The following is a 25,743-nucleotide window of genomic DNA, read 5'->3' on the forward strand; positions in this document are numbered from 1 at the left end:
CAAATTACACCCAAAGCCGCCTGACGATGACGGCCCGGTGCCACACCCCAAATTACACCACATTGACGGACACGACCATGTAGCTCATGATACCCCCCGGCAAATAACGTACGCTTACGCACGTTATATTTTCTAGCCGACTTTTACGACAATGCAACCATAATGGTTGCGCCGCCGCTGCAAAAACTGGGCAATATCAGACTGATCCGGCTTGCACCTCGGGCCGCGTGATTCCAGCCCATGGTTGTTTCGCAACCATTGCTTCACAATCCAGCAATCGTGGATAACGGGTTAGCGAAAGATTAAAACGCCGCGCATTGTAAAGTTGCGGCACCAGCGCCAGATCGGCGATGCTGATATCATCCCCGATCAGACAACGGCCGCCAAATTGCTGAGCCATTGCCTCAAGCGCTGCCAGACCATCGGCCATCCAATGATGCAGCCAGCCGCTGACGGCCGCATCGTCCTGCCCCATTTCGCTGCGCAGCCAGCGCTGCACGCGCAGATTTCCCAGCGGGTGCACCTCCGCCGCCACGATCAAAGCCGCCGCCCGCGCCCGTGCCCGATTGGCCGGATCGGCCGGCAACAGCGGCGGATCGGGAAACAGCTCGTCCAGATATTCGATGATGGCCAGGCTCTGCGTCAGCACAACCCCGTCATGCTCCAGCACAGGCACCAGCCCTTGCAGATTGAGCGCCAGATGACCCTGCCCTCGTTGCTCGTTATCGAGCAAATTCACCGCAACGCTGTCATAGGCCAGGCCCTTGGCCGCCAACGCCAGCCGCACCCGCCACGCCGCCGTCGATCGCCAGTAACCGTGCAGCCGGATCATGGCTGACCCTATTTGGTATGAAACGGATTGCGCCCGCCGCGGAAACTCAACCGAATCGGCAGGCCGCCAAAATCCAGATCGCCCGACAGGCTGTTGGTCAGGTACCGTTGATAGCTGGCCGGCAATGCATCGGTGCGGTTGCCGAACACCACGAACGTCGGCGGACGCGTCGCCACTTGAGTGACATAGCGCAATTTCACCCGTGTGCCGCCAGGCGCCGGCGGCGGATTGCGGTCCGTCGCGGCTTCGAACCAGCGATTGAGCGCTGATGTCGGCACCCGGCGTGACCAGCGCGTGCGCGTGGTGAACGCCACTTCGATCAAGATATCCAGCCCCTTGCCGGTCGCGCCCGAACAGGTGAGCAATGGCACGCCCTTCACCTGGCTCAGCCCCTCGTCCAGCGCCTTGCGCACGCCCTGGAACAATTTGCTCTGGTCGTGCGCCGCATCCCATTTGTTGAGCGCGATGATCAGCGCGCGACCTTCCGAAAGCACCTTGTCGGCGATGCGCAGATCCTGCGCCTCCAGGCCCAGCGTCGCATCGAGCAGCAACACCACCACCTCGGCAAAATCGATGGCCAAGCCCGTGTCGGTCGCCGCCAGCCGCTCCAATTTGTCGGTTACCTTGGCCCGCTTGCGCAAACCGGCAGTGTCAATCAGGCGCACCTGGCGGATCTGGCCTTCGCGGTCCGGCCATTCCCATTCGATGGCGATCGAATCGCGGGTGATGCCGGCCTCGGGCCCGGTCACCAGCCGCTGTTCGCCCAGCAAGCGATTGATCAAAGTCGATTTTCCAGCGTTCGGCCGGCCAACGATGGCAAGCTTCAGCGGACCTTCCGGTGCCGGCTCTGCGTCTTCGCTGTCCGCAACGTCCATGCCCGCAGCTTCGGCTGCTTCCGCTGCAGCAACCTCAGCCTCATCCTCCAGAAACGGCTTCAGCGCTTCATAGAGATCGGCCAGCCCGAGGCCATGTTCGGCCGACATGCCGATCGGTTCGCCAAAGCCCAGCGAATGGCCTTCATTGAACCCGGCCTCGGCCGCCAGCCCTTCAGCCTTGTTGGCCACCAGCACCAGCGGCACCCCGCGCCGGCGCAACCAGGCGGCGAAATGTTCATCCAGCGGCGTGATCCCGGCGCGCGCATCATAGACCAGCAATGCCACCGTCGCCCGGCTCACCGCCGCTTCGGTCTGGGCGCGCATCCGGCCGGACAGGCTTTCCTCGCTGCCATCCTCGAACCCGGCGGTGTCCACCGCCACGAAATCCAGATCGAACAGGCTGGCGGCGCCTTCACGGCGATCGCGGGTCACGCCGGGCTGATCATCCACCAGCGCCAGCCTGCGGCCGACCAGCCGGTTGAACAGGGTGGATTTGCCCACATTGGGGCGGCCAACAATGGCCACCCGCGGTGCATCAGCGGGAAGATCGAGGATATTGCCAACATTCATGGCCAGCGCCTTACCAGCGCTGGCGATTTAGCGATAGGCGGTCAGCGTGCCATCATCGGTGAGCATGTACATCATTCCGCCCGCCACCACCGGCGGCAGAAAGGCAGGCGCCTTCAGCTTGATGCTGGTCAACTGCTTGCCCTCATAGGGGTCCACCGCAACCAGCTCGCGGTTCGATCCAGCCATCCACAGCCGTTCGCTGGCCAGCACCGGCCCGGCCCACTGGATCGGATCCTGTTTCTTCTTGGGCTTGCGATATTGATCGAGCTTGGTGATCCAGCGCACCTTGCCTTCGGCGCGGGTCACGCACAGCACTTCGCCATCGACCGTGACGATGTACAGGAATTCGCCCGCTGCCCACGGCGTCCACACGCCGGCGAAATTGCGTTCCCAGGCACGCTGCCCGGTCGCCATTTCCAGCGCCACCATGCGGCCGCCATGGCCGATGGCAAACACCCGGCCGCGGTCGATCACCGGCGATCCGTCGATATCGGCCAGCGCCGCCATTGCCGTCGAGCGGCCGGTGCGCGCCAGTTGATCCTGCCACACGGTGCGGCCGTTTTCGGCCCTCAGCGCGTTCAATTCACCCGAGCAGAACCCGGCCACCACCGTATCCTGCGCAATCGCCGGCGCGCCGGTGCCCAGGATGCAGGCGACCTCAACCGTGCCGGCCACCGTCCACAGCAATTCGCCAGACGCGCCATCCAGCGCGTGCAACTGATTGTCCTGGCTCAGGAAAAATACCCGGTTGCCGTCCACGCTCGGCGAACCGCGCAGCGGTTGCACCAGCGGGCGTTCCCACAGGATCTTGCCACTGGCCGCGTCCATCGCCGACGCGATGCCATAGCCGGTCGCGATATAGACGCGGCCATCGCCATAGGACACACCGCCGCCGAACGCCGCACGGTTGCCGCGCTTGGGCAGCCGCACTTCATTCTGCCAGGCCAGGCGCCCGGTGCCGGCATCAAATGCCCGCACTTCGCCGGCCGTGTCGATGGTGAACACCTTGCCGCCGCCGACCACCGGCTCGGCATTCAGCCGCGCGGTGCCACTGCTGCCCTTGCCGATATTGGCCGTCCACGCCTGCACCGGGTTCGCCGCCAGCGTCAGATGCCCGCCGATCTTGGACGGTGATCCGCCGGGCTGTGCCCATTCGGCATTGGTTTCGGGCGCCGGCAGCACCACGGCCGTATTCTGCAACTCGGCTTCGGCTTCGGCTTCGGCTTCGAAGCTCAGGATCGGGATACGCTCGCCGATGGTCGGCGTGCGGGTCTTGGCTTTCTTGAACACGCCGCAGCCGGCCAGCGCCACACACATCAGCAACAGAATCAGCAACGACCGCCAGGCCGTGACGCGCGTCATGTCGGGATTGGCCATATTCATCCCGATCATCCTCATTGCGGCCCAGCGCCAGGCAGTTGTGGCGGCCCATCTTCCGTTTCGCTGGGCAGGCCCAGCGTCGCCACATCAACCCCCACGGCAATCGCCAGCTGCGCGGCGCGCGTGCGCAACGACGCGCTGGCCTGCTCGTCCTTCACCAGCGCGATCAGAATCGGCTTGGCGGCCTCCGGCTGCCCGGCGCGGATATGCGCCACCGCCACCAGTTCGCCCGCCACGCCGAACCAGGCATTGCCCGGCACCGCCAGCGGCTTCAGTTTGGCCACGACATCGGCCGGGCGCATCTGATCAAATCCGGTGCGCACTGCCTTCACCAGCGCAGCATCGCGCAGCGGCTGCGGCATGGCGCCGTCGTTGGCCACAGCTTCATAAAGCCCGCGCGCCTTGGCCTTATCACCGCCGGCCAGCGCATCATTGGCCAACACCATGCGGGCCAGACCGGCGTAGGCACCGGGGCCTTCGCGCACCATCGCATCGAGCACCGGGCGGGCGCGGGCGCCATCGCCGACCTCAAGCTGTTCGATGGCACGGGTCAGCGCGGCACCGGCCGTGCCGGCGGCCTTTTCCTGCTGGTCCTGCCAGAACAGCCAGCCGGCCAGCCCGCCCAGGCCCAGCAGCAGCAGCGCCACCGCAATCCAGCCAAAGCGCCGCCACAGGCCAGCCAGTTGCGCGCGACGATATTCCTCGTCGACTTCGCGCACGAAGCTGTTGTCGGGGGTGGCTGGCGTGTTGGCCAAAGTTCAAGGCTCCACTGTTGCCGGGGCAATTGCCACGGCCTGTCTTGCCGGCGGGTGAATGCCCCACGGCGCCGCAAAGGTAAAGGCCCGCCCCGCTTATCGGTAAAGCTGCGCTTCGCCCGGAAAGCTGCGGTCGCGCACGGCGCCGGCATAGCGCTCGGCCGCCGCCGAAATATGGGTCTTCAGATCGTCGAACCGCTCGACGAACCGCGGCACCCGTTCAAACATGCCCAGCATGTCATCGACCACCAGCACCTGGCCATCACAGGCCGGCGAGGCGCCGATGCCGATGGTCGGACAGGCCACGGTTTCGGTGATAGCACGCGCCAGCGGCTCGACGACGCCTTCCACGACCAGCGCGAAACAGCCGGCCGCCGCCACCGCCCTGGCATCATCCAGTATCTTGGCCGCCTCCGCCTCGCTGCGCCCGCGCGCGCCATAGCCGCCCAGCGCATTGACCGCCTGCGGGGTCAGCCCGACATGCGCCATCACCGGAATGCCGCGCTCGGCAAGGAACTTCACCGTCGGCGCCATTACCGCACCGCCCTCCAGCTTCACCGCCGCCGCGCCGGTTTCCTGCATCACCCGCGCTGCCGTGCGGAACGCCGCTTCCGGGCTTTCCTCATAAGTGCCGAACGGCAGATCGATCACCACCACGCTGCGGTATGATCCGCGCACCACCGCCGCCCCATGCGCGATCATCATCTCCACGCTCACCTTCACCGTGGTGTCGAGGCCATAAATCACCTGCCCCAGCGAATCGCCGACCAGCAGCAGATCGCAGTGGGAATCGAGCAATTGCGCCATCCGCGCCGTGTAGGCGGTCAGCATGACGATCGGTTCGCCGCCCTTGCGCCGGGCAATGGCCGGCACGGTCAACCGCCGCACCGGCTCCGGCACCGGGTGCGCGCGGGAGGTGGCGGTATCAAGTGTGAAGGTCGTGCTCATGACCGCCGGCTCTACGCCGGCGGTCATCACACATCAACCGAACAGCTTGGCCGCTGTTTTGGCAATCAACTCGCCCTGGTGGCGCGCGCCGGCCAGATCGGTCTCGCTCGGCATCCGACTGCCGTCACCGCCAGCGATGGTGGTCGCACCATAGGGCGCGCCGCCCACCACTTCATCGATGCGCATCTGGCCCTGGTGGCTGTAGGGCAAGCCGACGATCACCATGCCGAAGTGCAGCAGATTGGTGATGATCGAAAACAGCGTCGTCTCATTGCCGCCATGCTGGGTGGCGCTGCTGGTGAAGGCACCGCCGACCTTGCCGTGCAGCGCGCCCTTGGCCCACAGGCCACCGGCGCCATCGAAGAACGCCGCCAGCTGCCCCGGCATGCGGCCGAAACGCGTCGGCGCGCCGACGATGATTGCGTCATAATCGGGCAATTCGTCGACCGTGGCGATCGGCGCCGCCTGATCCTGCTTGAAATGATTGGATGAAGCGACCGTGTCAGGCACGGTTTCCGGCACGCGCTTGATGTCCACATGTGCGCCGGCCGCACGCGCGCCTTCGGCAACGGCTTCAGCCATCGCCTCGATATGACCATAGCTCGAATAATAGAGCACCAGCAGTTTTGGCATGTTCGTCTCTCCTGATCTTGCCGGGTTATCCGGAACGAACCCAGCAATAACCCCTCGCGTTCCATCGGAAAATCTGGATAATATCGAACAGAATAATCAGGTTTTTCGATATGTCTGTGCCCGGCACGCCCACGCTCGATCAATTGGCGGTGATGATCGCCATCGCCGATCACGGCAGCCTGGCCGCCGCCGCTCGCGCGCTGGGCCGCGCCACGTCGGTGATCGCCTATCAACTGGACGGCCTGGAGATGCAGCTCGGCCTGGCGCTGTTTCATCGGGGCACCACCCGCCGGCCGCAGCTCACCGATGCCGGCAAGCTGGTGCTCGCCCACGCCCGCGAAACATTGGCCAATGTCAGCCAGCTGAAGGCGGGGGTCGCTGCACTCAGCGCCGGCCAGGAAGCCGAATTATCGCTCAGTGTCACGGTGATGTTTCCCACCAATATGCTGGTCGCCGCGCTCACCGCGCTGCAGGCACAATTCCCCACCCTGTCGGTACGCTTGCATGTCGAGGCGCTAGGCGCGGTGCAGGCCCGGCTGTTCGACGGTTCGGCGACGCTGGCCATCGGTGGCCCGATCGAGGGCGTGAATGAACGGCTCGTACGCCGCGCCCTCGCTGGTGTGCCGCTGGTGCCGGTGGCCGCCCCCGGCCATCCACTGACCCGGCCCGATATCCCGCCCGGCGAAGCCCAGCGCCATCTGCAACTGGTGCTCACTGACCGGTCACGGCTGACCGAGGGCAAGGATTTCGGCGTGCTTTCGCCGCGCAGTTGGCGGCTGGGCGACATGAGCGCCAAGCATGCTTTGCTGAAAAGCGGCGCCGGCTGGGGCAACATGCCAGTGCCGATGATCACCGCCGATCTGGCGGCGGGCACGCTGGTGCAGCTCAGCCTGCCCGACTGGCCCGGCACCATCTACCCGATCGAGTTGCTGCACCGCCCCGACCACACGCCCGGCCCGGCGGCCCGCTGGCTGATGGACTGGCTGGCTGGCCAGCCAGGCTGAACCGCGACAGAAACGCCCGGTTGCCGGTTGCAGCAATCTGGCTTATTCGCATCAATCAATCGGACCCGGTGCTGCCGGGTGGCTCATCCGGGCGCCTATCCCCCGGCAACGACTATTCCGCTTGCGTACCAGACCCGCAAAGGGCGGCAGGCGGCTGTGTGACAGGGCAATTTTTCTCATGACCAGGCTCCAGGCGCTGTCGCGCGAATGGCTGGCCAATCCGCGCGGCGATATCCTCGCCGGCATCGTCGTCGCGCTGGCGCTGATCCCCGAAGCCATCGGCTTTTCGATCATCGCCGGCGTCGATCCGGCGGTGGGGCTCTATGCCTCTTTCTCCATCGCTGTGATCATCGCGCTGGTCGGCGGCCGGCCCGGCATGATCTCTGCGGCCACCGCCGCCGTCGCTGTCGTGGTGGTGTCGCTGGTGCGCGATCATGGCGTCGAATATCTGTTCGCGGCCACCATCCTGATGGGCGTCATCCAATATGGCGCCGGCTATCTGCGCGTCGATCTCTTGATGCGCTTCGTGTCGAAATCGGTGATCACCGGCTTCGTCAACGCGCTGGCCATCCTGATCTTCATGGCGCAGTTGCCGGAATTGATCGGCGTCACACCGATCACCTATGCACTGGTCGCCGCCGCGCTGGCGATCATCTACATCTTTCCGCGCCTGACGAGGGCCGTCCCGTCACCACTGGTCGCCATCATCGTGCTCACGGCAATCGCGATCTGGCTTGATCTCGATGTGAACCGCGTGGGCGACAAGGGCGCGCTGCCCTCCACCCTGCCGTTGTTCCGCCTGCCCGATGTGCCGCTCAGCCTCGACACGCTGCGCATCATCCTGCCCTATTCGCTCACCATGGCGGCGGTCGGCCTGATCGAAAGCCTGCTCACCGCGCAGATCGTCGACGATCTCACCGACACGCCTTCAGCCAAGAAGCGCGAAGTCCATGGTCAGGGCATCGCCAATTTCGTCACCGGCTTTCTGGGCGGCATGGGCGGCTGCGCGATGATCGGCCAATCGGTGATCAACGTGAAATCCGGCGGCACCGGGCGATTGTCGGCGTTCGTCGCCGGCAGCACCCTGTTGTTCCTGATCGTCGTGCTCGGCCCCGTCGTGGCGCAGATCCCGATGCCGGCGCTGGTTGCAGTGATGATCATGGTCTCCATCGGCACCTTCAGTTGGACATCGATCAAGAATCTGCGTGTCCACCCCTGGCAATCCAGCCTGGTCATGCTCGCCACCGTCAGCGTGGTGGTCGTCACCCAGGATCTGGCCGAAGGTGTGCTGGCCGGCGTGCTGCTGTCGGGCATCTTCTTTGCTGCCAAGGTCAGCCGGCTGTTCAGCGTCACTGCCGAACTGTCGGCCGATGGCGCCACCCGCACCTACCGGGTGAAGGGCGAGATGTTCTTTGCCTCGGCCGAAAGCTTCGAAGCCGCCTTCGATTTCCGCGAAGTGATCGACCGGGTCATCATCGATGTCCACGCGGCGCATTTCTGGGATATTTCCGCCGTTGCCACGCTCGACAAGGTGGTATTGAAATTCCGCCGCGAAGGCACCGACGTGGAATTGATCGGCCTCAACGAAGCCAGCGCCACGCTAATCGATCGTTTCGCCACCCACGACAAGGCGGGGGCGACATTCGATGTCGCCGCCCATTGAGGACCGGCCCATGCAGACCATTCTTGCCCCCATCGACCCGTCCGCCTTTGCCACCAGCGTGGTCGATCACGCCGCCTGGGCCGCGGCCAAATTGGGCGCCGGCGTTGAACTGCTCCACGTCATCCAGCGCAGCGATGCCGTGATTGCCCGCAACGATCACAGCGGCGCCATCGGTCTGGCGGCCAGAAGCGGCCTGATGGAAGAATTGGTGCGCATCAACGAAGCCGAAGCCAAGCTGGCCCGCGAGCGCGGCCGGCTGGTGCTGGCCGAAGCCGAACACCAACTGACAGCCGCCGGCGTCAGCGGCATCAAACAGACCCACCGCCACGGCGGCATCATCGAAACCATCGTGGAACGCGAAGTCGATGCCGATCTGGTGGTGATCGGCAAGCGCGGCGAAGACGCCGATTTCGCCCGCGGCCATATCGGCAGCACGGTGGAACGCATCATCCGCGAAAGCATCCGCCCGGTGCTGGTTGCCGAGCGGACATTCACCGCGCCAAGCATCGCCGTGCTCGCCTATGATGGCGGCGCCAGCGCCCGTAAGGCGGCGCACTATATCGCCTCCAGTCCGTTGTTCACCGATATCGCCGTCCATGTCGTGATGGCCGGCGCCAACGACGACAATCACCGCCGCCACCGCGACTGGATCGTCGGTGTCCTGCCCGATGCCACGCTGCACGAATATCCCGGCGCCCCGGCGCAGGTCGTGCAGGAAGTCGTCAATCGCGTTGGCGCACAATTGCTGGTGATGGGCGCCTATGGCCACTCTTCGCTGCGCAATTTCTTCGTCGGCTCGACCACCACCGGCCTGATGCAGGCCTGCCAGGTGCCAGTGCTGCTGTTCCGCTGAACGCGGTGGTTTCTGAAGCCCTTCGCACCCTAGCCATATTGCCGCGTTTACACGTCGCCCCAAGCTGCTGATACTCCCGCCAAAGCGCATGGTAATCGATGCGGCACCGATGGGGATGGACAGGATGACAGCAGCGGTGCCCGGCGGCGCGCCCACGTTGCGCACCAAACTGGCCTACGGCTTCGGGGCAGCCGCCTATGGTATCAAGGATGGCGGGTTCAGCTATTTCCTGTTGCTGTTCTACAGCCAGGTCATCGGGCTGGACGCGCGGCTGGTTGGCCTCGCCATCACCATCGCGCTGATCTTCGATGCAATAAGTGATCCCATCGTCGGCTATTGGTCGGACAATCTCCGGTCGAAATGGGGCCGGCGTCACCCGTTCATGTATGCATCGGCCATCCCGGTGGCCGCTACCTATTTCCTGATCTGGAATCCGCCCGCCGGCTGGTCGCAAACAGCGCTGTTCTGGTATCTGCTTGGTTTGGCCGTGCTGATCCGCACCGCCATCACCTTTTATGAAACGCCCAGTTCCGCACTCGCACCGGAACTGGCGACGGATTATGATCAGCGCGCGTCGCTGCTCGGCTGGCGCTATTATTTCGGCTGGACCGGCGGCAGCATCATGACGGTGATGAACTTTGCCGTGCTGTTTCCGATGTTTGCCACCGCCGCCATCCCCAACGGGCAGTTCAACCGTGATGCCTATCAGGTCTATGGCATCATCGCCTCAGTGGTGATCTTCACGGCCATCATGGTGTCGTCGCTGGGCACCCACGGCCGGATCAAGCATCTGCGGCTGCCGCCGCCCAAACGTGACATCAGCTTGCGCACGGTGTTCAAGGAGATCTTCGAAACGCTTGGCAATCGCAGCTTCGGTGCAGTGTTCGGCGCCACGATGCTCGGCGCAGTTGCAAGCGGCCTGTCGGCATCGCTGTCCTTCTATTTCTCCGCCTATTTCTGGGGCTTTTCCCCGGAGCAGATCGGCCTGATCACGGCCAGCGTGTTCATGTCCGCCGTCATCGGCGCGGTGATTGCCCCCATGGCGACCAAACGCATCGGCAAGAAACGTGGTGCCATTGTCATCGGGCTGCTCGCCGGCACCATCCTGCCGCTGCCGATCGTGCTGCGCCTGTTCGGCTGGCTGCCGGAAAATGGCGATCCGTCGCTGTTCTGGCTTGTGCTGATCATCACCATGATCGATGTCGGGCTGATCATCAGCTTCCAGATCCTCGGCTCGGCGATGCTCGCGGATCTCGTCGAGCAAGCCGAACTCAAGACCGGCCGGCGCTCAGAGGGCCTGTTCTTCGCCGCTGCCACCTTCATCCGCAAATCCGTGCAGGGCCTCGGCGTGATGGCGGCGAGCTTCGTGCTCACCCTGGCCCAATTCCCCAAGGGCGCCAGCCCGGATCAGGTGCCGGCCAGCAGCCTGTGGCAACTGGGCGCCTGGTATGTGCCGGTTATCCTCACCCTCTGGCTGCTGATGATCGCGGTGATCTCCACCTACCGCCTCAGCCGTGCCGATCACGAGGAAAATCTGCGGCAACTGGCCGTCAAGGCAGCCGAATAGCGGATCAGGCCTGCGCCAGCTCCAACACCACGTCCCACTCCGCATCCGTCACCGGTGCGACCGACAGCCGGAACTGCCGAAACATCGCCATCCCCGCCAGCCGCGGCTCGGCCTTCATCGCCGCCAGCGTCACCGGCTTCGGCAACGCCGCCTTCGGCCCGACCAGCACGGCAGGAAAGCGCGCCTTGGGATCGCTGGGGTCGATGAAATGTTCGCCCACCACCTCGGCAATGCCGACCACGGCCAGGCCCTCGTTCGAATGGTAGAAGAACAGCTCTTCGCCCAGTTTCATCGCGCGCAGATATTGCGCCGCCTGGTTGTTGCGCACGCCATCCCATACAGTCTGGCCGTCCTTCACCAACTGGTCCCAGCTATATTTGAACGGCTCCGATTTCACCAACCAGCGCGCCATGTCAGGCCCCCAATTCCGCGACCCACGCGTCCGGCTTGAAGCCGATCAACGCCACATTCGCGCCTTCCAAAATCGGCCGCTTGATCATCGACGGATTGGCCAGCATCAGTGCCACCGCCCTCTCGGTATCCAGGCCTTGCTTGTCCGCCTCCGGCAATTTCTTGAAGGTCGTGCCGGCGCGGTTCAGCACCGCCTCCCACCCCCAGCGCGCCACCCAGCCGTCCAGCGCATCGGCTGGCACCCCGGCCTTCTTGTAGTCATGGAAATCATACGCAACGCCGCGCTCGGTCAAGAAACTGCGCGCCTTCTTCACCGTGTCGCAATTGGGAATGCCATATAAAATCATGATTTTGCCCCTATTTCGAGCCCGGCGTGAAATCCCGCAGCCGCGCAACGGTCGCTGCGTCCAGCCGCTTGATCAGCGCCACCACCAGATCGACCATGCCATCAAAATCCGCCCGGTCGATGATGCCATTATGGGCATGGGTGTATCGCGCCGGCACCACCAGATTGACCGTCGGCACCCCGCCATTGCTCTTCTGGATGGCGGCGCTGTCGTCGCCATAGCCCTGCACCAGGTCGCGCTGCAGCGGCACCTTGATGGCGTCTGCTGTCGCTGCCACCAGCGCGGTCAGCTTGCGGTTGGGCTGCGCCGAACTGTCATACAGGAAAATCCCCGGCCCGCCGCCAAGCACGGCCTGCGTCTCGTCCGGGTTCAGGCCGGGCTGATCGCCCGCCACACCGCCTTCGATGGCGATGCCGATATCGGCCTTGATCACGTCGGCGGCGGTTTCAGCGCCGCGCAGGCCGGTTTCCTCCTGCACGGTCGCCGCCACGAAAATCTGGTTGGGGTGGCCGTCCTTGGCCAGCCGGCGCAGCGCCTCGATCACCACGACCAAGCCGACGCGATCATCCCAGGCCTTGCCCAGATAACGGCCGCTGCCCAGCACCGCGAACGGCGCATCCGGCACCACCGGATCACCGGGGCTGATGCCCAGCGCGGCGACTTCGGCGGCATTTTTCGCACCGACATCCAGATAGATGCTGCCGCGCGAAACCACACGGGTGCGCTCGTCGGCCGGCGTCACATGCACATCGCGGATGCCGGTGATCGCCTTTACCGGGCCCTTGCTGCCGATGATCACCCAACGCTGCCCCAGCAGCGCCTGATCCAGCCAGCCGCCCAGCATCTGCATGGTCATGAAACCGCCGGGCGTCACCCGGCGCACCATGCCGCCGATCTCGTCCATATGGGCATCAAGCATGATGCGCGGGCCGGTGCTGCCGTGCTGGGCGATTACCGAGCCCAGCCCGTCATAGCTGATCTTGTCAGCCAGCGGCGCCAGTTCACGCACCATGATGGCGCGCACCGGTTCCTCAAATCCCGGCGGGCCTGGCGCATCGGCCAGTTCACCGAGCAGACGCTCGATCCGGTCGCCCGGTGCCGCCACGGCAGGCGCAGAAAGGCAGGCAGTGATGCCCAGCAGCAAGACGGCGCGACGCATGATCATTCCCCCGGTTGTTTATATTCCACTGGCACAGCCAAGCGTATGTCGCCAAGCCTGCTGCGGTGCCGCGACGCGTGACAGCGGCATTCGGGCACCTTATGTTCTGTTATAACACTGTCCTACAGCATGGCGCATCGCTATTGTGCATGACGTCGCAAACCATCACCGCTGAATACAACGAATCGATTTAACGCATGAATTCAAGCGCCAATCCCGGCATTTTCGTCAAGGCTGTCAAAACCGAAGGCCAGTAGCAAACGATGGACATCGTCTGGTTCAAACGGGATTTGCGCGTGCATGACCATGCGCCGCTCACCGCCGCGGTCGCCAGCGGCCGGCCGGTGCTGCCGCTGTACATCATAGAGCCGGAACTTTGGGCGCAGCCGGATGCCAGCGGCAGGCAGTTTGCGTTCCTGGCGGAAGCGCTGGCCGATCTCGACCGCAGCCTGGCAGTGCGCAGCGCCCGGCTCGCGGTTCGGGTCGGCGATGCGGTGCAGGTGCTGCACGATCTCCACACCGCGCACGGCATCACCGCCCTCCACGCCCACGAAGAAACCGGCAATCTGTGGAGCTTCGCCCGCGACAAGGCCGCCCGGCGCTGGGCGCGCGGCGCCGGCGTCCCGGTGATCGAAGCCCGCCAGCATGGCGTGTGGCGCGCACTGAACAACCGCAACGGCTGGGCGGCGCGCTGGGAAGCGATGATGCGCAGTCCCCGCCTGCCCGCGCCCGCCGCAATCCGCATGGTCGATGTTGCCGGCGACCCCCTGCCGGATGCCGCCGCGCTCGGCCTCGCGCCCGACCCCTGCGACCGCCAGCCCGGCGGCCGCCGCGAAGGCCTGAAACTGCTGAAAAGCTTCCTCGCTTCCCGCGGCCGCCCGTATCGCGCCGCCATGTCCGCGCCTGCCAGCGGTGCCGATCATTGCTCGCGGCTCTCACCGCACCTGGCGCTCGGCACAATCTCGATGCGCGAAGCCTATCAGGCGGCACTGGCCGCGCGCAGCACCTGGAAAAACGAGGGCGATCTCACCTTCACCCGTTCCATCGACAGCTTCATCAGCCGGCTGCACTGGCATTGCCACTTCATCCAGAAGCTGGAGGACGCGCCCTGGCTGGAGGCGCGCTGCCTGCATCCGGCCTATGCCGGCCTGCCCCAGCACGACGCCGAACGGCTGACGGCATGGGCGACCGGCACCACCGGCTGGCCCTTCGTCGATGCCTGCATGCGCAGCCTGGCCGCCACCGGCTGGCTGAATTTCCGCATGCGCGCCATGGTGATGGCCATCGCCAGCTACCATCTGCGCCTCGATTGGCGCCACAGCGGCGCGGTGCTGGCGCGGCTGTTCACCGATTACGAACCGGGCATCCACTGGAGCCAGGTGCAGATGCAATCGGGCACCACCGGCACCAACATCCCGCGCATATACAACCCGGTGAAGCAGGGCCATGATCAGGATCCGGACGGCAATTTCATCCGGCGCTGGCTGCCGGAACTGGCGCATCTGCCAACGCCGCTGCTGCACGAGCCATGGTTGGCACCCGCCGACTTGCGCGGTGCCTATCCGCTGCCGCTGGTGCACCACGAACAGGCCGCCCGCGACGCCAAGGCTGCCATCACCGCCCTCCGCCGCGACCCCGCCCACGCCGCCCCGGCCCGCGCCATCGTGATCAAGCACGGCAGCCGCAAGGCCGGCCTGCCCAGCACGGAGCGCAAGCGCAAACGAGCCGCGCCGACGGCACAAGGCAGCCTTGACCTGTGAGCGACGGCAATCCCATCACCCCGGCCGGCATGGCGAGCCTACGCGCCCGATACGATCATTTGCTGCACGGCGAACGCCCGCCGGTGGTGGAGACGGTGCGCTGGGCCGCCGGGAATGGCGACCGCAGCGAAAACGGCGATTATATCTATGGGCGCAAGCGTTTGCGCGAAATTGACCGCGAACTCGGCCACCTCGCCAAACGCATGGCCGCCGCCCGTGTGGTCGATCCCGCCACCCAGACGGAGCGCCACAAGGTGCTGTTCGGCTGCACCGTCGAAATCGCCGACGATGACGACAACCGCCGCACCCTCACCCTGGTCGGCGACGATGAGCAGGATGCCAGCCGAAACCGCATCGGCTGGAGCGCGCCGCTGGCTCGTGCCCTGCGCGGGGCAAAATTGGGCGATGTCCGCGTCGTGCGCCTGCCCGGCGGCGAAAAGAACTGGGAGGTGATGGCGATCAACTGGCCGTGAATCATGCCCGCCGCTGCGTGACCGCCGCCGCGATCAACACCAGCGCCAGACAACCCAGGCTGGCATATAATTGCACCGCCAGTTCCGGCGTCCGCGCCATCGCCACCAGCACCGCCAGCATCGCTGCCACCGCCGCATAGCGCCCCCAACTGAGCAACGGCCCGGTGCCCACGTTCAGCCGGATCGCCGCAATCACGGTGAGCATATAGACAAAGATGATGATCGCGCCGGAGGCATTGACCAGAAAGGCAAATACCACGCCGGGCGACAACACCGATGCCACCACGCTGGCAAAGCCCACCGCGGTACAGGCGATGATCGATCGCGCCGGCACGCCCCGCTGCGTGATCTTCACGCTCCAGCGCGGTGCATCGCCATTGGCGGCCAAGGTGAACAGCGCTCGCGACGCCACATAGATCGCCGAATTCAGGCACGACAACACCGCCACCAGCACAACAAGGTTCATCATGAACGCCGCCCCCGGCACCCCGACGATATCCAGCGCCATCGCGAACGGCGATTGCCCGGCCACCACGCTGCGCCACGGCACGATGCACATGATCAGGAAGATCGCGCCGATGTAGAAGATGCTTATCCGCAGGATCAGCGTGCTGGCCATCTTGGCGACCATGTCCGCCGAATCCTCGGCCTCGGCCGCCGCCACCGTCACGATTTCGGCACCGACCATGGCAAAGATCACCGCCGTCACCCCGGCCATCACCGCGCCCCAGCCCATCGGCGCGAACCCGCCATCCGCCGTCAGATTGGCCAGACCCGGCGACACGCCCGGCCCGACCCCGAACAGAAAGGCCGCACACACCATGATGAACAGCAGGATGGCGACCACCTTGATCGTGGAAAACCAGAATTCGAACTCGCCGAAGCTGCGCGTCGACAGCAGGTTGGACGCGGTCATCAACAGCATCACCACCAGCCCGATAATCCACGTCGGCAGGTTCACCCACTGCGCGATGATCGCCGCGCCGGCTATCGCCTCGATACCGATCACGATCGCCCAGAAATACCAGTACAGCCACCCCGCCGTGAATCCGGCCCAGCGGCCAATCCCGGCCCGCGAAAATTCCGTAAAGGCCCCGGCGCCAGGCAGCGCCGCCGCCAGTGCCGCAATCACCCGCATCACCAGCAGCACGATCAATCCAGCCAAGGCGTAGCTGATGACGACAGCCGGCCCGATCGTGGCGATGGCGGCGCTGCTGCCGACGAACAAGCCAGCGCCGATCACCCCGCCCAGCGTAATCATCGTCACGTGGCGGCGCTTCAGCGATTTGGCCAGCGCCGGCATATCCGCGCCGGCCACTGCCGCGTCGTTCATTCCCGTCACCTTTGCCACAAGCTACCCCCGCTCCAGCCATCGTGCTAGGCACATATGTCACCATGGCACGCCAATTGGCGGATGGACATACACCGGGGCGCCCGTGCCAGATTGGCAGCGTCGTTTGCAATCAACGAGATCGACAGCATGACCAAGGAAGAACTCAAGCAATGGATGGCCGCTCGCGCCATCGCCGAGGTCGAATGCATCGTCCCCGACATGAACGGTATCATCCGCGGCAAGGTGCTGCCGGCGCCGAAATTCCTGCGCGTGGTGGAGGATCAATCGCTGCGCATGCCATCAAGCATCTTCATGGTGACGGTCGCCGGCGGCTATCCCGAAGATCTCGACATCGCGCCGCTGTCTGACCCGGACGTCATCGTCATTCCCGACCTTTCCACCCTGCGCGTCGCGCCAGGCTACAAGACCCAGACGGCCTATGTGATTGCCGATGCGCATTATTCGGGAGGCAATCCGGTGGAGATCGCGCCGCGCAACGTGCTGCGCCGCATCCTCAATCTTTATGCGGAACGCGGCTGGACCCCGGTGGTGGCACCCGAACTGGAATTCTACCTCACTGCCACCAACGCCGATCCCGATCTGCCGCTGCACACACCCGCCGGGCGGTCCGGCCGCGCCGAAACCGTATCCGAACCCTATGGCCTGGAGGCAATCAACGAATATGAGGATCTGATCGAGGAGCTCTATGATTTCGCCGAACGCGCCGGGCTGGAGCTCGACACGCTGATCCATGAAGCCGGCGCCGGCCAACTGGAGATCAACCTGCTGCACGGCGATGCCATGGCCCGCGCCGATCAGGCCCTGCTGTTCAAGCGCATCGTCCGCCAGGTTGCCCAGCGCCACGGCATCCACGCCACCTTCATGGCCAAACCCATGCAGAACCAGCCGGGTTCGGCGATGCACATCCACCAATCGGTGATCGATGCCGATGGCAACAATATCTTCGCCCTGCCTGATGGCAGCGATTCGCCGCTGTTCCACGCCTATATCGGCGGGCTGCAGCGCCTGCTGCCGCAGATCGCGCCGCTGTTCGCGCCCAATGTCAACAGCTTCCGCCGTATGAAGCCGGCCCACGACGCGCCGATCAACGTACAATGGGGGCTGGACAACCGCACCTGTGGCCTGCGGGTGCCGCGGTCGCACGGCACCGATCGCCGCGTCGAAAACCGCCTGCCCGGCGCCGATGCCAACCCTTATCTGGCCATCGCGTCATCGCTGCTGTGCGGCCTCATTGGCATGATCGACAATATCGAACCGCGCGAGGCCATCACCGGTTCGGCCTATCGCATGGCCCGCACCCTGCCGCGCACCCTCTACGAAGCGCTCGACCGTTTCGCCAATTGCAAGCCGATCCGGCAATATCTGGGCGAGGATTTCATCAGCACCTTCATCGCCATCAAGCAGGCCGAACTCGACGCCTATCAGGAGGTCATCTCCTCTTGGGAGCGCGAGCATCTGCTGCTCAAGGTCTGAAACGGGTGAAGGCCGACATCTGCATCATCGGCGCCGGCCTCACCGGGCTCAGCGCTGGCCTGGCGCTGGCCCAGGCCGGTGCGTCAGTGATCATTCTGGAGGCCGGCCAGCCCGGCGCCGGCGCCACCGGGGCCAGCGGCGGGCAACTGATCCCCGGCTTCCGGCAGGGCGCCGTTGCACTGGTTGAACGCTTTGGGGTGGAACGCGCCCGCCGCCTGTTCGACCTCACACTGGCTGCGCGCGACCGCTCCGCCATGCTGGCAACAGACGCTTGCGCCTTCCGCCCCACCGGGCATCTCACCGCCGCCAGCTTCAAGTCCGACCGGCAATGGATGGATGCCGAAGCCCGCTGTCTGGCGGTGGACATGAATTACCCCGATGCCGAACTGGTTGAGCCGGCCGATCTGCCCCGCCACGTCGGCGCGACTCTCTATCACGGCGGCCTGCTCGATCATGGCGGCGGCCATATCGATCCGGGCGCCTATGCCCTGGCGCTTGCCGGCCACGCCATCGCCGCTGGCGCGCTGCTGCACGAGAACAACCCGGCGCTGGCCGTCACCACGACCGCCACGGACGTGACCGTCACCACCAACACCGGCACGGTGCAGGCCGACCAACTGATCATCGCTTGCGATGCCAGCGTCGATCAACTCAGCATCGACGGCAGCCGCAGCAAATTCGCCGGCCAGTTGATGCCGGTTCAAAGCTACAGCATCGCCACCGCGCCCTTGCCCGCCGATCTTGCCAACTGGCTGCTGCCGGGCAACGCCGCCGTCTCCGACACGCGCTTCGCGCTGGATTATTACCGCCTCGATGCCCAGCGCCGCCTGCTGTTCAGCGGCGGCGAACGCTACACACCCGACCCGCCCGACGATATCACTGCCGTGGTGCGCCCGCGCCTTGCCGCGGTGTTCCCGATGCTGGCCGATGCAACGCTGGACCGCGCCTGGCGCGGCACCGTCGCCATCAGCGTCTCCCGCTTTCCCATCCTCGGGCAGCAAAGGCGCCTGTGGCACGCCCACGGCTATTCCGGCCATGGGTTGCTGTTGGCGCAGGCCAGCGGCCAGGCCATCGCCGATGCCATTCTCGGCAACCGCGCAGACTTTGATCTGCTCGCCAGCCTGCCGATGCGGCGCTGGCCGGGCGGTGCGGTGGTGCGCCGGCCGCTCTACACCGCCGGCATGCTGGCACTGGCACTGCGTGACCGCCTGAAGGCCGCCGCCTGATGCGCCCCCAGAGTCGCCCGCTCATCGGCATCATCTGCTGCAACCGCCAGATCGGCAGTGAAACCGCGCAAGCGGTGATGAACCGCTATGTCCACGGCGTTGCCCGCCACGCGGCGGCCGATGCTGTGTTGCTGCCGGCTTTGGAGCCGGGCCAGGTTATCGCCAACATCGTGCGCCGCCTCGATGCCGTGCTGCTTACCGGTAGCCTGTCCAATCTCGAACCTGCCCGCTCCGGCGCCAGCGATGGCACCGGACCGTTTGATCCCCACCGCGACCATCTCGCCGTCACGCTGCTGGAGGCGGCCGCCCAGTACAACAAACCATTGTTCGGCATCTGCCGCGGTTTGCAGGAAATCAACGTCGCGCTCGGCGGCACGCTGCGCGCCGATCTGGCGGCGATCAGCGGGATGCACCATGCGCCGGCCGAAGTGGATTTTGCTGGCATGTTCGATTACACCCATGATGTCGCACTCACCCCGGGCGGCGTGCTCGCCGCCATGACCGGTCAGACCAGCCTCACCGTCAACAGCGTGCATTATCAGGGCATTGCCAACCTCGCCCATGGCCTCACCATTGAAGCGCGCGCGCCTGACGGCCTGATCGAAGCCGTGTCTGGCCGCAGCGGCAGCGCGCCGTTGCTCGGCGTGCAGTGGCATCCCGAATGGAATGCCGATAACGATCATTACAGCCGCGCTTTCTTCGCCCTGCTGGGCCAGGCCGCGCGCGGCGAAAGCGGGGATCAGTGATGCGCAATTACGATATCGACGAACTGCGGCGGCTCGACGTCGCGCATCATCTGCCGCCACAGGCCGATTTTGCCGAGATCGTCGCGCTGGGCGGCAGCCGGGTGATCACCCGCGCGCAAGGGGTCACTATCGAAGACGGCGACGGCAACCGCATCCTCGATGCCATGGCCGGGCTTTGGTGCGTGCAGGTCGGTTATGGCCGCGCTGAACTGGCGGAGGCCGCCCACGCCCAGATGCTCGAACTCCCCTATTACAACGGCTTCTTCAAGACCGCGACGCCGCCGGCGATCACCCTTGCCGCCAAGGTCGCGGAATTGACCGACTATAAACTGCCGCACGTGTTCTTCAGCAACAGTGGTTCCGAAGCCATGGACACCGCCATGCGCATGATCCGTCGATATTGGGACATCAAGGGCGAACCCGGCCGCACGCAGTTCATCGCACGGACCAACGGCTATCACGGCACCACCATCGGCAGCATGTCCTTGGGCGGCATGGCCCGCATGCATGCCCAGGGGCCGCGGCTGGAGGGCATCCATCATGTCCGCCAGCCCTATGGCTTTGGCGAAGCCGAAGGTCTGGATGATGCGGCCTTTATCGCCGCGCTGGCCGACGATCTGGAAGCCCGCATCGCTGCCGTCGGCGCCCACAATATCGCGGCGTTTGTCGCCGAGCCGGTGCAGGGCGCCGGCGGCGTCATCATCCCGCCGGCCGGTTACTGGGACGCCATCGTGCCCATCGTCCGCCGCCACGGCATATTGCTGGTGATGGACGAAGTGATCTGCGGTTTCGGCCGGCTGGGCAAATGGTTCGGCCACCAGCATTTCGGGATTTCGCCCGATATCATCACCATGGCCAAGGGCATTTCATCAGGCTATCTGCCGATCAGCGCCACCGCCGTCACCGCCAAAATCGCCGAAACCCTGCGCACCGGCGGCGAGTTCGTGCATGGTTTTACCTATTCCGGCCACCCGGTCGCCGCCGCCGTCGCGCTGGCCAATATCGCCATCATGGAACGCGAAAATCTGGTGGCCGGCGTCGCCAACGATCTGGCCCCCTATCTGGCCAGCGCGCTCGCCCGCCTGAAACCGCATCCGCTGGTCGGTGAAGTGCGCAGCATCGGGCTGCTCGGTGCTGTCGAGATTGTCGCCGACAAAGCCGACAACAGGCGGTTCGGGCCATCACCCGGCACCGCCGGGCCAATCGTGCGCGATGCTGCCATCGCCCGCGGCGTGATGGTTCGTGCCGTTTACGATAGGCTGGTGATGTGCCCGCCACTGATCATCACGCACGCCCAAATCGATTTGATCGTCGAGCGTCTGGGCCAGGCGCTGGAAGACGCCGCCCCCGCTCTGGCAGCTCTCGCATGAGCGTGTCCATTGCCCCCGCCAGCGAGTGCGAAGCCTTCCTCGCCGCCAACCCCCATGTCGACGCCATCGACATGATCTTCACCAACATGGCCGGCGTGGCGCGCGGCAAGCGCTTGCGCCGACACGAACTGCTCAGCGTGTACAAACAGGGTCGCTTCCTGCCCGGCTCCTTGCTGGTCAACGATATCCGCGGCGACGATGTGCCCGAAACCGGGCTGGTGTGGGAAGATGGCGACGCCGATCGCCTGGCCTGGCCGGTGCCGGGCACGCTGGCGCTCACGCCGCAATGCGGGCCGGGCACGGCGCAATTGCTCACCAGCCTACACGAACTCGATGGCCAGCCCTGCACCCTCGATCCGCGCCAGATCCTGTCCACACAGATCGCCGCGCTGGCCGCACGCGGGCTGACGCCGGTGGTGGCCTGTGAGCTGGAATTCTACCTGCTCGATGCCGACACCAGCACGCCCCGCCCGGCCAACGGCGCCTCCCTGCCCCACGTCTATGGCCTTGCCGAACTTGCGGCCGTGCGCCCGTTTCTCGATGCCGTGAACGCCGCAGGCGATGCCGCCGGCATCCGCATCGAGGCCGCCATCACCGAAAACGCACCCGGCCAGATGGAAATCGGCCTCACCCACCACGCCGACGCGCTGCGCGCCTGCGATGAAGCCATCCTGTTCAAGCGCATCATCCATCAATGCGCCGCTGCGCACGGCTTCGCCGCCACCTTCATGGCCAAGCCGTTCGCCGACATCGCCGGTTCGGGTATGCACATCCATATCTCCATGCTGGACGCGCACGGCCAGAATATCTTCGCCGCCGATGCCCCCGAAGGCACGCCAGCGCTGCAGCACGCCATCGCGGGCCTGCAGGCGCTGCTGCCCGACAGCATGGCGATCTTCGCGCCCAACATGAACAGCTATCGTCGGTTGCGCCCCAACACCTACGCCCCCACCGCCGCGACCTGGGGCATCAACAATCGCACTGTCGCCTTGCGCATCCCCGCCGGGCCGCCGGCCAGCCGCCACCTCGAACATCGCGTCTCGGGCGCCGACACCAACCCCTATCTCGCCGTCGCCGCCGTGCTGGCCGGTGTCGAATATGGCCTGGCCAACGCCCGCACGCCCGGCCCGATCACCATCGGCAACGGCTATGCTGCGATCGCGCCCGAGCGCATGTTGCCCACCGACTGGTCGGCAGCGCTGCACCGGTTCGCCGCCTCGCCGCCCTTGCGCGCGGCGCTGGGTGACCAGGTGGTGGACATGTTCGTCGCCGTCAAACGCCACGAACTGGAGGCCTATCAGGCAATCGTCACGGCCACGGATCACGAATGGTATCTGGCCAGCAGCTGACCGTGGCGACCCCGCCAGCCCTCGCCCGCTGCATCGCTGCCACCCAGGCAGCCTTGGCCGGGCCTGATCTGCAGCAGATCGCGGCGGCGCTGGCAGCGCTCGTGCGCCGAGACGATTGGCTGCCCGCCGCCTATGCCCGGCCGCACCCGGCGCATTATCAGCAATATCTGCTGTACGCCGATCCGCTGGGCCGCTTCAGCATTGTCAGCTTCGTATGGGGGCCGGCGCAGCAGACGCCCTTGCATGATCACGGCGTGTGGGGAATCGTCGGCCTGCTGCGCGGCGCCGAGACCAGCCAGGCCTACACCGCCGATGGCCATGCGCCGCCGCAGCCGCTGGGGCCGCCCCGCCTGTTGCAGCCGGGCGACATCGAGGCGGTCGGGCCGGGCATCGGCGACATCCACCGGGTTGCCAACCCACTGCCGGATGCCGTTTCGGTCAGCATCCACATTTATGGCACCGATATCGGCCGCCACCAGCGCCACGTCTTTCCCGATGCGGGCGGCAGCAAGCCGTTCATCTCCGGCTATGCGAACGGCCCCGAAACGCCGCCGTTTCGCGCCTGAACGGAGGCGGCGTGCCTCTGCCAGCCGCCCGCGAAGCTGGCCTTGATATAGGTTGTAACCAGGTCAACACTATCGCCGAGGATGCTAGCTGACCGAAAATGGCGATGACCGTCACCAATGTTGCGCGTTTCGCGATTTGCGCAATCCGGGGCAAATTTGCTGTCACCAGTTCCAGTCATGATATGATTGGCCAGCAAAGGAGGACAAGATGGACGCGATCAACAAATGCCCGGTGATGCACGGGGTGAGCCCCAATGCCGTGGCGCGCGGCATGGCCAACCAGGATTGGTGGCCGGATCAGCTCAACCTGCGCATGCTGCACCAGAACCCGCCCGCCGCCGATCCGATGGGCCGCACCTTTGATTATGGCGCCGCGTTCAAGACACTCGATCTTGATGCCGTGATGGCCGACCTGAAGGCGCTGATGACCGACAGCAAAAGCTGGTGGCCGGCGGATTATGGCCATTATGGCCCGTTCTTCGTGCGGATGGCCTGGCACGCGGCTGGCACCTACCGCATCGGCGATGGCCGCGGCGGCGCCGGCACCGGCACGCAGCGCTTTGCCCCGCTCAACAGCTGGCCGGACAATGTCAATCTCGACAAGGCGCGCCGGCTGCTGTGGCCGGTGAAGGCCAAATATGGCGCGGCACTGAGCTGGGCCGATCTGCTGGTGCTCACCGGCAATGCCGCGATCGAATCGATGGGCCTGAAGACCTTCGGCTTCGGCGGTGGCCGTGCCGATGTCTATCAACCCGAAGAGGATATCTATTGGGGTCCGGAAGGCGAATGGCTGGCCGACGAACGCTACAGCGGCGATCGCGAATTGCAGGGTGCGCTCGGCGCCGTCCAGATGGGCCTGATCTACGTCAACCCGGAAGGGCCGAACGGCAATCATGATCCGCTGGAATCGGCGCGTGACATTCGCGACACCTTTGCCCGCATGGCCATGAATGACGAGGAAACCGTGGCGCTCACCGCCGGCGGCCACACATTCGGCAAGATGCACGGCGCTGCCGATCCGTCGGAGCACATGGGCCCCGATCCCGAAGGTGCCGATCTGGAGCTGATGGGGCTGGGCTGGCACAACAGCTTCGGCACCGGCCACGGCGTGCACACCATCTCGTCTGGCCTGGAAGGCGCCTGGACGCCAACTCCGACCCAGTGGGACAACAGCTATTTCGACACGCTGCTGGGCAATGACTGGCAGCTGGTACGCGGCCCCGGTGGCGGCCATGTGTGGGAGCCGGTGGGCGGCGAAGCCAATGTGCCCGACGCCCATGATCCAAACCGTCGCCACAAGCCGGTGATGAGCACCGCCGACATGGCGATGAAGATGGACCCGGCCTATCGCGCCATTTCCGAACGCTTTCACCAGAATCCCGATCAGTTTGCCGATGCCTTCGCCCGCGCCTGGTTCAAGCTGACCCACCGCGATATGGGGCCCAAGCCGCGCTATCTGGGCGCGCTGGTGCCGGCCGAGGAATTGATCTGGCAGGACCCGGTGCCGACGGTCGATCATCCGCTGATCGATGCCGACGATACCGCCGCGTTGAAGGCGCAGTTGCTGGGCATGGGCATTGACCCGGCCGAACTGATCCGCACCGCCTGGGGCGCAGCGTCGTCGTTCCGCGGCTCCGACAAGCGTGGCGGCGCCAATGGCGGCCGCATCCGGCTGGCGCCGCAGCGCGATTGGGCGGTGAATGAACCGGCCACGCTGGCGCGCGTGCTGCAGGCGCTGGAAGCCGTGCAGGCGCGGTTCAATGCAGCGGCCACCGGCGGCAAGCGCGTATCGCTGGCCGATCTGATCGTGCTGGCCGGCACCGCTGCCGTGGAGGCTGCCGCCAGGGCCGCCGGCCATGCGCTGCACCTGCCGTTCAGCCCCGGCCGCACCGACGCCAGCGACGCGCAGACGGATGCCGACTCGTTCGCGCCGCTGGAGCCGCGCGCCGATGGCTTCCGCAACTATCTGGCGCCGGGCCTCGAAAATGGCCGGCTGCGCCCGGAGGAACTGCTCGTCGATCGCGCGCAATTGCTCACCCTGTCGGCGCCGGAAATGACCGTGCTGATCGGCGGCCTGCGCGTGCTGGGCGGTAACGCCAACGGCAATACGCAGGGCGTGTTCACCGATCGGCCCGGCGTGCTGAGCAATGACTATTTCCGTCATCTGCTTGATATGGACACGATGTGGGTGCCCGCCGCAGACGTTGCCAATCACTACGAAGGCCGCGACCGCGCCACCGGCAACACGCGCTGGACGGCCAGCCGCGTCGATCTGGTGTTCGGCAGCAATTCGCAACTGCGTGCCATCGCCGAAGTCTATGGCGCGGCCGATGGCGAAACGTTGATGATCAAGGACTTCGCCGCTGCCTGGACCAAGGTGATGAACCTCGATCGCTTCGATCTGGCATGATGTGGCTGGGGCGGGTTTC

At 65.5% G+C, this 25,743-nt stretch carries 23 protein-coding genes and 1 other annotated feature; of the genes, 13 read left to right on the forward strand and 10 right to left on the reverse strand.

The window, feature by feature from the left end; all coding sequences use genetic code 11:
- Positions 1–196 precede the first annotated feature (196 nt).
- The 6 genes from maiA to wrbA form a co-directional block, all read right to left on the reverse strand.
- Complete coding sequence (gene maiA / locus ACTIEZ_RS11625) at positions 197–832, reverse strand: maleylacetoacetate isomerase (protein WP_439546846.1); 636 nt, start codon at positions 830–832, stop codon at positions 197–199.
- A gap of 8 nt (positions 833–840) precedes the next feature.
- On the reverse strand, positions 841–2,277 hold the full coding sequence (gene der, locus ACTIEZ_RS11630) for a ribosome biogenesis GTPase Der (RefSeq protein WP_439546847.1): 1,437 nt from the start codon (positions 2,275–2,277) through the stop codon (positions 841–843).
- Between the two features lie 27 nt (positions 2,278–2,304).
- Complete coding sequence (locus ACTIEZ_RS11635) at positions 2,305–3,669, reverse strand: outer membrane protein assembly factor BamB family protein (RefSeq protein WP_439546848.1); 1,365 nt, start codon at positions 3,667–3,669, stop codon at positions 2,305–2,307.
- A 2-nt stretch (positions 3,670–3,671) separates the two neighbouring features.
- Complete coding sequence (locus tag ACTIEZ_RS11640) at positions 3,672–4,412, reverse strand: tetratricopeptide repeat protein (protein WP_439546849.1); 741 nt, start codon at positions 4,410–4,412, stop codon at positions 3,672–3,674.
- Positions 4,413–4,508: 96 nt separating this feature from the next.
- Entirely contained in the window at positions 4,509–5,360 is an 852-nt protein-coding gene (panB, locus tag ACTIEZ_RS11645; RefSeq protein ID WP_439546955.1) for a 3-methyl-2-oxobutanoate hydroxymethyltransferase, read from the reverse strand.
- 33 nt (positions 5,361–5,393) lie between these two features.
- Complete coding sequence (gene wrbA, locus ACTIEZ_RS11650; RefSeq protein ID WP_439546850.1) at positions 5,394–5,993, reverse strand: NAD(P)H:quinone oxidoreductase; 600 nt, start codon at positions 5,991–5,993, stop codon at positions 5,394–5,396.
- Between the two features lie 110 nt (positions 5,994–6,103).
- On the opposite strand from wrbA, the gene ACTIEZ_RS11655 reads away from it, so the two are divergent.
- From ACTIEZ_RS11655 to ACTIEZ_RS11670, 4 genes are all read left to right on the forward strand, one after another.
- Positions 6,104–6,997, forward strand: a complete 894-nt coding sequence (locus ACTIEZ_RS11655) for a LysR family transcriptional regulator (protein ID WP_439546851.1) — start codon at positions 6,104–6,106, stop codon at positions 6,995–6,997.
- 58 nt (positions 6,998–7,055) lie between these two features.
- Positions 7,056–7,108, forward strand: a sequence feature (sul1 is cis-regulatory element that is thought to sense ions involved in sulfur or methionine metabolism; They are found in Alphaproteobacteria).
- A 67-nt stretch (positions 7,109–7,175) separates the two neighbouring features.
- Positions 7,176–8,660 (forward strand): SulP family inorganic anion transporter, encoded by a 1,485-nt coding sequence (locus ACTIEZ_RS11660; protein WP_439546852.1) that lies wholly within the window; start codon positions 7,176–7,178, stop codon positions 8,658–8,660.
- 10 nt (positions 8,661–8,670) lie between these two features.
- Positions 8,671–9,513, forward strand: a complete 843-nt coding sequence (locus ACTIEZ_RS11665; RefSeq protein ID WP_439546853.1) for a universal stress protein — start codon at positions 8,671–8,673, stop codon at positions 9,511–9,513.
- A 124-nt stretch (positions 9,514–9,637) separates the two neighbouring features.
- Complete coding sequence (locus ACTIEZ_RS11670) at positions 9,638–11,080, forward strand: MFS transporter (RefSeq protein ID WP_439546854.1); 1,443 nt, start codon at positions 9,638–9,640, stop codon at positions 11,078–11,080.
- A gap of 4 nt (positions 11,081–11,084) precedes the next feature.
- Here the strand turns inward: ACTIEZ_RS11670 and ACTIEZ_RS11675 are convergent, their stop codons facing one another.
- From ACTIEZ_RS11675 to ACTIEZ_RS11685, 3 genes are read right to left on the reverse strand one after another with little or no spacing between them, the layout of a single operon-like run.
- Positions 11,085–11,492 carry an EVE domain-containing protein gene (locus ACTIEZ_RS11675; RefSeq protein ID WP_439546855.1) on the reverse strand — a complete coding sequence of 136 codons (408 nt, stop codon included), beginning with the start codon at positions 11,490–11,492 and terminating at the stop codon, positions 11,085–11,087.
- A gap of 1 nt (position 11,493) precedes the next feature.
- Positions 11,494–11,838 (reverse strand): arsenate reductase, encoded by a 345-nt coding sequence (locus tag ACTIEZ_RS11680; RefSeq protein ID WP_439546856.1) that lies wholly within the window; start codon positions 11,836–11,838, stop codon positions 11,494–11,496.
- A 10-nt stretch (positions 11,839–11,848) separates the two neighbouring features.
- On the reverse strand, positions 11,849–12,997 hold the full coding sequence (locus ACTIEZ_RS11685; protein WP_439546857.1) for a M42 family metallopeptidase: 1,149 nt from the start codon (positions 12,995–12,997) through the stop codon (positions 11,849–11,851).
- Between the two features lie 263 nt (positions 12,998–13,260).
- On the opposite strand from ACTIEZ_RS11685, the gene ACTIEZ_RS11690 reads away from it, so the two are divergent.
- Together ACTIEZ_RS11690 and ACTIEZ_RS11695 are read left to right on the forward strand one after the other, a co-directional pair.
- Positions 13,261–14,757, forward strand: coding sequence for an FAD-binding domain-containing protein (locus ACTIEZ_RS11690; RefSeq protein ID WP_439546858.1), 1,497 nt, complete (start codon positions 13,261–13,263; stop codon positions 14,755–14,757).
- A complete protein-coding gene (locus ACTIEZ_RS11695; RefSeq protein ID WP_439546859.1) occupies positions 14,754–15,230 on the forward strand; it encodes a GreA/GreB family elongation factor in 477 nt (158 codons plus the stop codon). The genes ACTIEZ_RS11690 and ACTIEZ_RS11695 overlap by 4 nt, the downstream gene beginning before the upstream one ends.
- A 1-nt stretch (position 15,231) precedes the next feature.
- Here the strand turns inward: ACTIEZ_RS11695 and ACTIEZ_RS11700 are convergent, their stop codons facing one another.
- A complete protein-coding gene (locus tag ACTIEZ_RS11700; protein WP_439546860.1) occupies positions 15,232–16,563 on the reverse strand; it encodes an amino acid permease in 1,332 nt (443 codons plus the stop codon).
- A 147-nt stretch (positions 16,564–16,710) separates the two neighbouring features.
- Between ACTIEZ_RS11700 and ACTIEZ_RS11705 the strand changes: the two genes are divergently transcribed.
- From ACTIEZ_RS11705 to katG, 7 genes are all read left to right on the forward strand, one after another.
- Positions 16,711–18,057 (forward strand): glutamine synthetase family protein, encoded by a 1,347-nt coding sequence (locus ACTIEZ_RS11705; protein WP_439546861.1) that lies wholly within the window; start codon positions 16,711–16,713, stop codon positions 18,055–18,057.
- 5 nt (positions 18,058–18,062) lie between these two features.
- The gene (locus ACTIEZ_RS11710) at positions 18,063–19,283 is read left to right on the forward strand and encodes an NAD(P)/FAD-dependent oxidoreductase (protein WP_439546862.1); all 1,221 of its coding nucleotides are present in this window, start codon (positions 18,063–18,065) and stop codon (positions 19,281–19,283) included.
- Entirely contained in the window at positions 19,283–20,029 is a 747-nt protein-coding gene (locus tag ACTIEZ_RS11715) for a gamma-glutamyl-gamma-aminobutyrate hydrolase family protein (protein ID WP_439546863.1), read from the forward strand. Before ACTIEZ_RS11710 ends, ACTIEZ_RS11715 begins: the two co-directional genes overlap by 1 nt.
- Complete coding sequence (locus ACTIEZ_RS11720) at positions 20,029–21,399, forward strand: aminotransferase (protein WP_439546864.1); 1,371 nt, start codon at positions 20,029–20,031, stop codon at positions 21,397–21,399. The genes ACTIEZ_RS11715 and ACTIEZ_RS11720 overlap by 1 nt, the downstream gene beginning before the upstream one ends.
- Positions 21,396–22,748 carry a glutamine synthetase family protein gene (locus ACTIEZ_RS11725; protein WP_439546865.1) on the forward strand — a complete coding sequence of 451 codons (1,353 nt, stop codon included), beginning with the start codon at positions 21,396–21,398 and terminating at the stop codon, positions 22,746–22,748. The genes ACTIEZ_RS11720 and ACTIEZ_RS11725 overlap by 4 nt, the downstream gene beginning before the upstream one ends.
- A complete protein-coding gene (locus ACTIEZ_RS11730; protein WP_439546866.1) occupies positions 22,727–23,314 on the forward strand; it encodes a cysteine dioxygenase in 588 nt (195 codons plus the stop codon). Before ACTIEZ_RS11725 ends, ACTIEZ_RS11730 begins: the two co-directional genes overlap by 22 nt.
- Before the next feature lie 208 nt (positions 23,315–23,522).
- On the forward strand, positions 23,523–25,724 hold the full coding sequence (gene katG / locus ACTIEZ_RS11735) for a catalase/peroxidase HPI (protein WP_439546867.1): 2,202 nt from the start codon (positions 23,523–23,525) through the stop codon (positions 25,722–25,724).
- Positions 25,725–25,743 lie beyond the last annotated feature (19 nt).

Origin of the sequence: Sandarakinorhabdus sp. (assembly GCF_051860625.1) — a bacterium.
Taxonomy (GTDB): Bacteria; Pseudomonadota; Alphaproteobacteria; order Sphingomonadales; family Sphingomonadaceae; genus Sandarakinorhabdus.

Bases quoted from the DNA above. Each gene is read 5' to 3' on its own strand.
- ACTIEZ_RS11660 (WP_439546852.1), top strand. From the start codon at position 7,176: ATGACCAGGCTCCAGGCGCTGTCGCGCGAATGGCTGGCCAATCCGCGC.
- ACTIEZ_RS11680 (WP_439546856.1), bottom strand. From the start codon at position 11,838: ATGATTTTATATGGCATTCCCAATTGCGACACGGTGAAGAAGGCGCGC.
- ACTIEZ_RS11670 (WP_439546854.1), top strand. From the start codon at position 9,638: ATGACAGCAGCGGTGCCCGGCGGCGCGCCCACGTTGCGCACCAAACTG.
- ACTIEZ_RS11725 (WP_439546865.1), top strand. From the start codon at position 21,396: ATGAGCGTGTCCATTGCCCCCGCCAGCGAGTGCGAAGCCTTCCTCGCC.
- ACTIEZ_RS11675 (WP_439546855.1), bottom strand. From the start codon at position 11,492: ATGGCGCGCTGGTTGGTGAAATCGGAGCCGTTCAAATATAGCTGGGAC.
- ACTIEZ_RS11700 (WP_439546860.1), bottom strand. From the start codon at position 16,563: ATGAACGACGCGGCAGTGGCCGGCGCGGATATGCCGGCGCTGGCCAAA.
- ACTIEZ_RS11690 (WP_439546858.1), top strand. From the start codon at position 13,261: ATGGACATCGTCTGGTTCAAACGGGATTTGCGCGTGCATGACCATGCG.
- panB (WP_439546955.1), bottom strand. From the start codon at position 5,360: ATGAGCACGACCTTCACACTTGATACCGCCACCTCCCGCGCGCACCCG.
- ACTIEZ_RS11730 (WP_439546866.1), top strand. From the start codon at position 22,727: ATGGTATCTGGCCAGCAGCTGACCGTGGCGACCCCGCCAGCCCTCGCC.
- ACTIEZ_RS11715 (WP_439546863.1), top strand. From the start codon at position 19,283: ATGCGCCCCCAGAGTCGCCCGCTCATCGGCATCATCTGCTGCAACCGC.
- ACTIEZ_RS11635 (WP_439546848.1), bottom strand. From the start codon at position 3,669: ATGATCGGGATGAATATGGCCAATCCCGACATGACGCGCGTCACGGCC.
- ACTIEZ_RS11720 (WP_439546864.1), top strand. From the start codon at position 20,029: ATGCGCAATTACGATATCGACGAACTGCGGCGGCTCGACGTCGCGCAT.
- ACTIEZ_RS11685 (WP_439546857.1), bottom strand. From the start codon at position 12,997: ATGCGTCGCGCCGTCTTGCTGCTGGGCATCACTGCCTGCCTTTCTGCG.
- ACTIEZ_RS11705 (WP_439546861.1), top strand. From the start codon at position 16,711: ATGACCAAGGAAGAACTCAAGCAATGGATGGCCGCTCGCGCCATCGCC.
- ACTIEZ_RS11655 (WP_439546851.1), top strand. From the start codon at position 6,104: ATGTCTGTGCCCGGCACGCCCACGCTCGATCAATTGGCGGTGATGATC.
- ACTIEZ_RS11665 (WP_439546853.1), top strand. From the start codon at position 8,671: ATGCAGACCATTCTTGCCCCCATCGACCCGTCCGCCTTTGCCACCAGC.
- der (WP_439546847.1), bottom strand. From the start codon at position 2,277: ATGAATGTTGGCAATATCCTCGATCTTCCCGCTGATGCACCGCGGGTG.
- maiA (WP_439546846.1), bottom strand. From the start codon at position 832: ATGATCCGGCTGCACGGTTACTGGCGATCGACGGCGGCGTGGCGGGTG.
- wrbA (WP_439546850.1), bottom strand. From the start codon at position 5,993: ATGCCAAAACTGCTGGTGCTCTATTATTCGAGCTATGGTCATATCGAG.
- katG (WP_439546867.1), top strand. From the start codon at position 23,523: ATGGACGCGATCAACAAATGCCCGGTGATGCACGGGGTGAGCCCCAAT.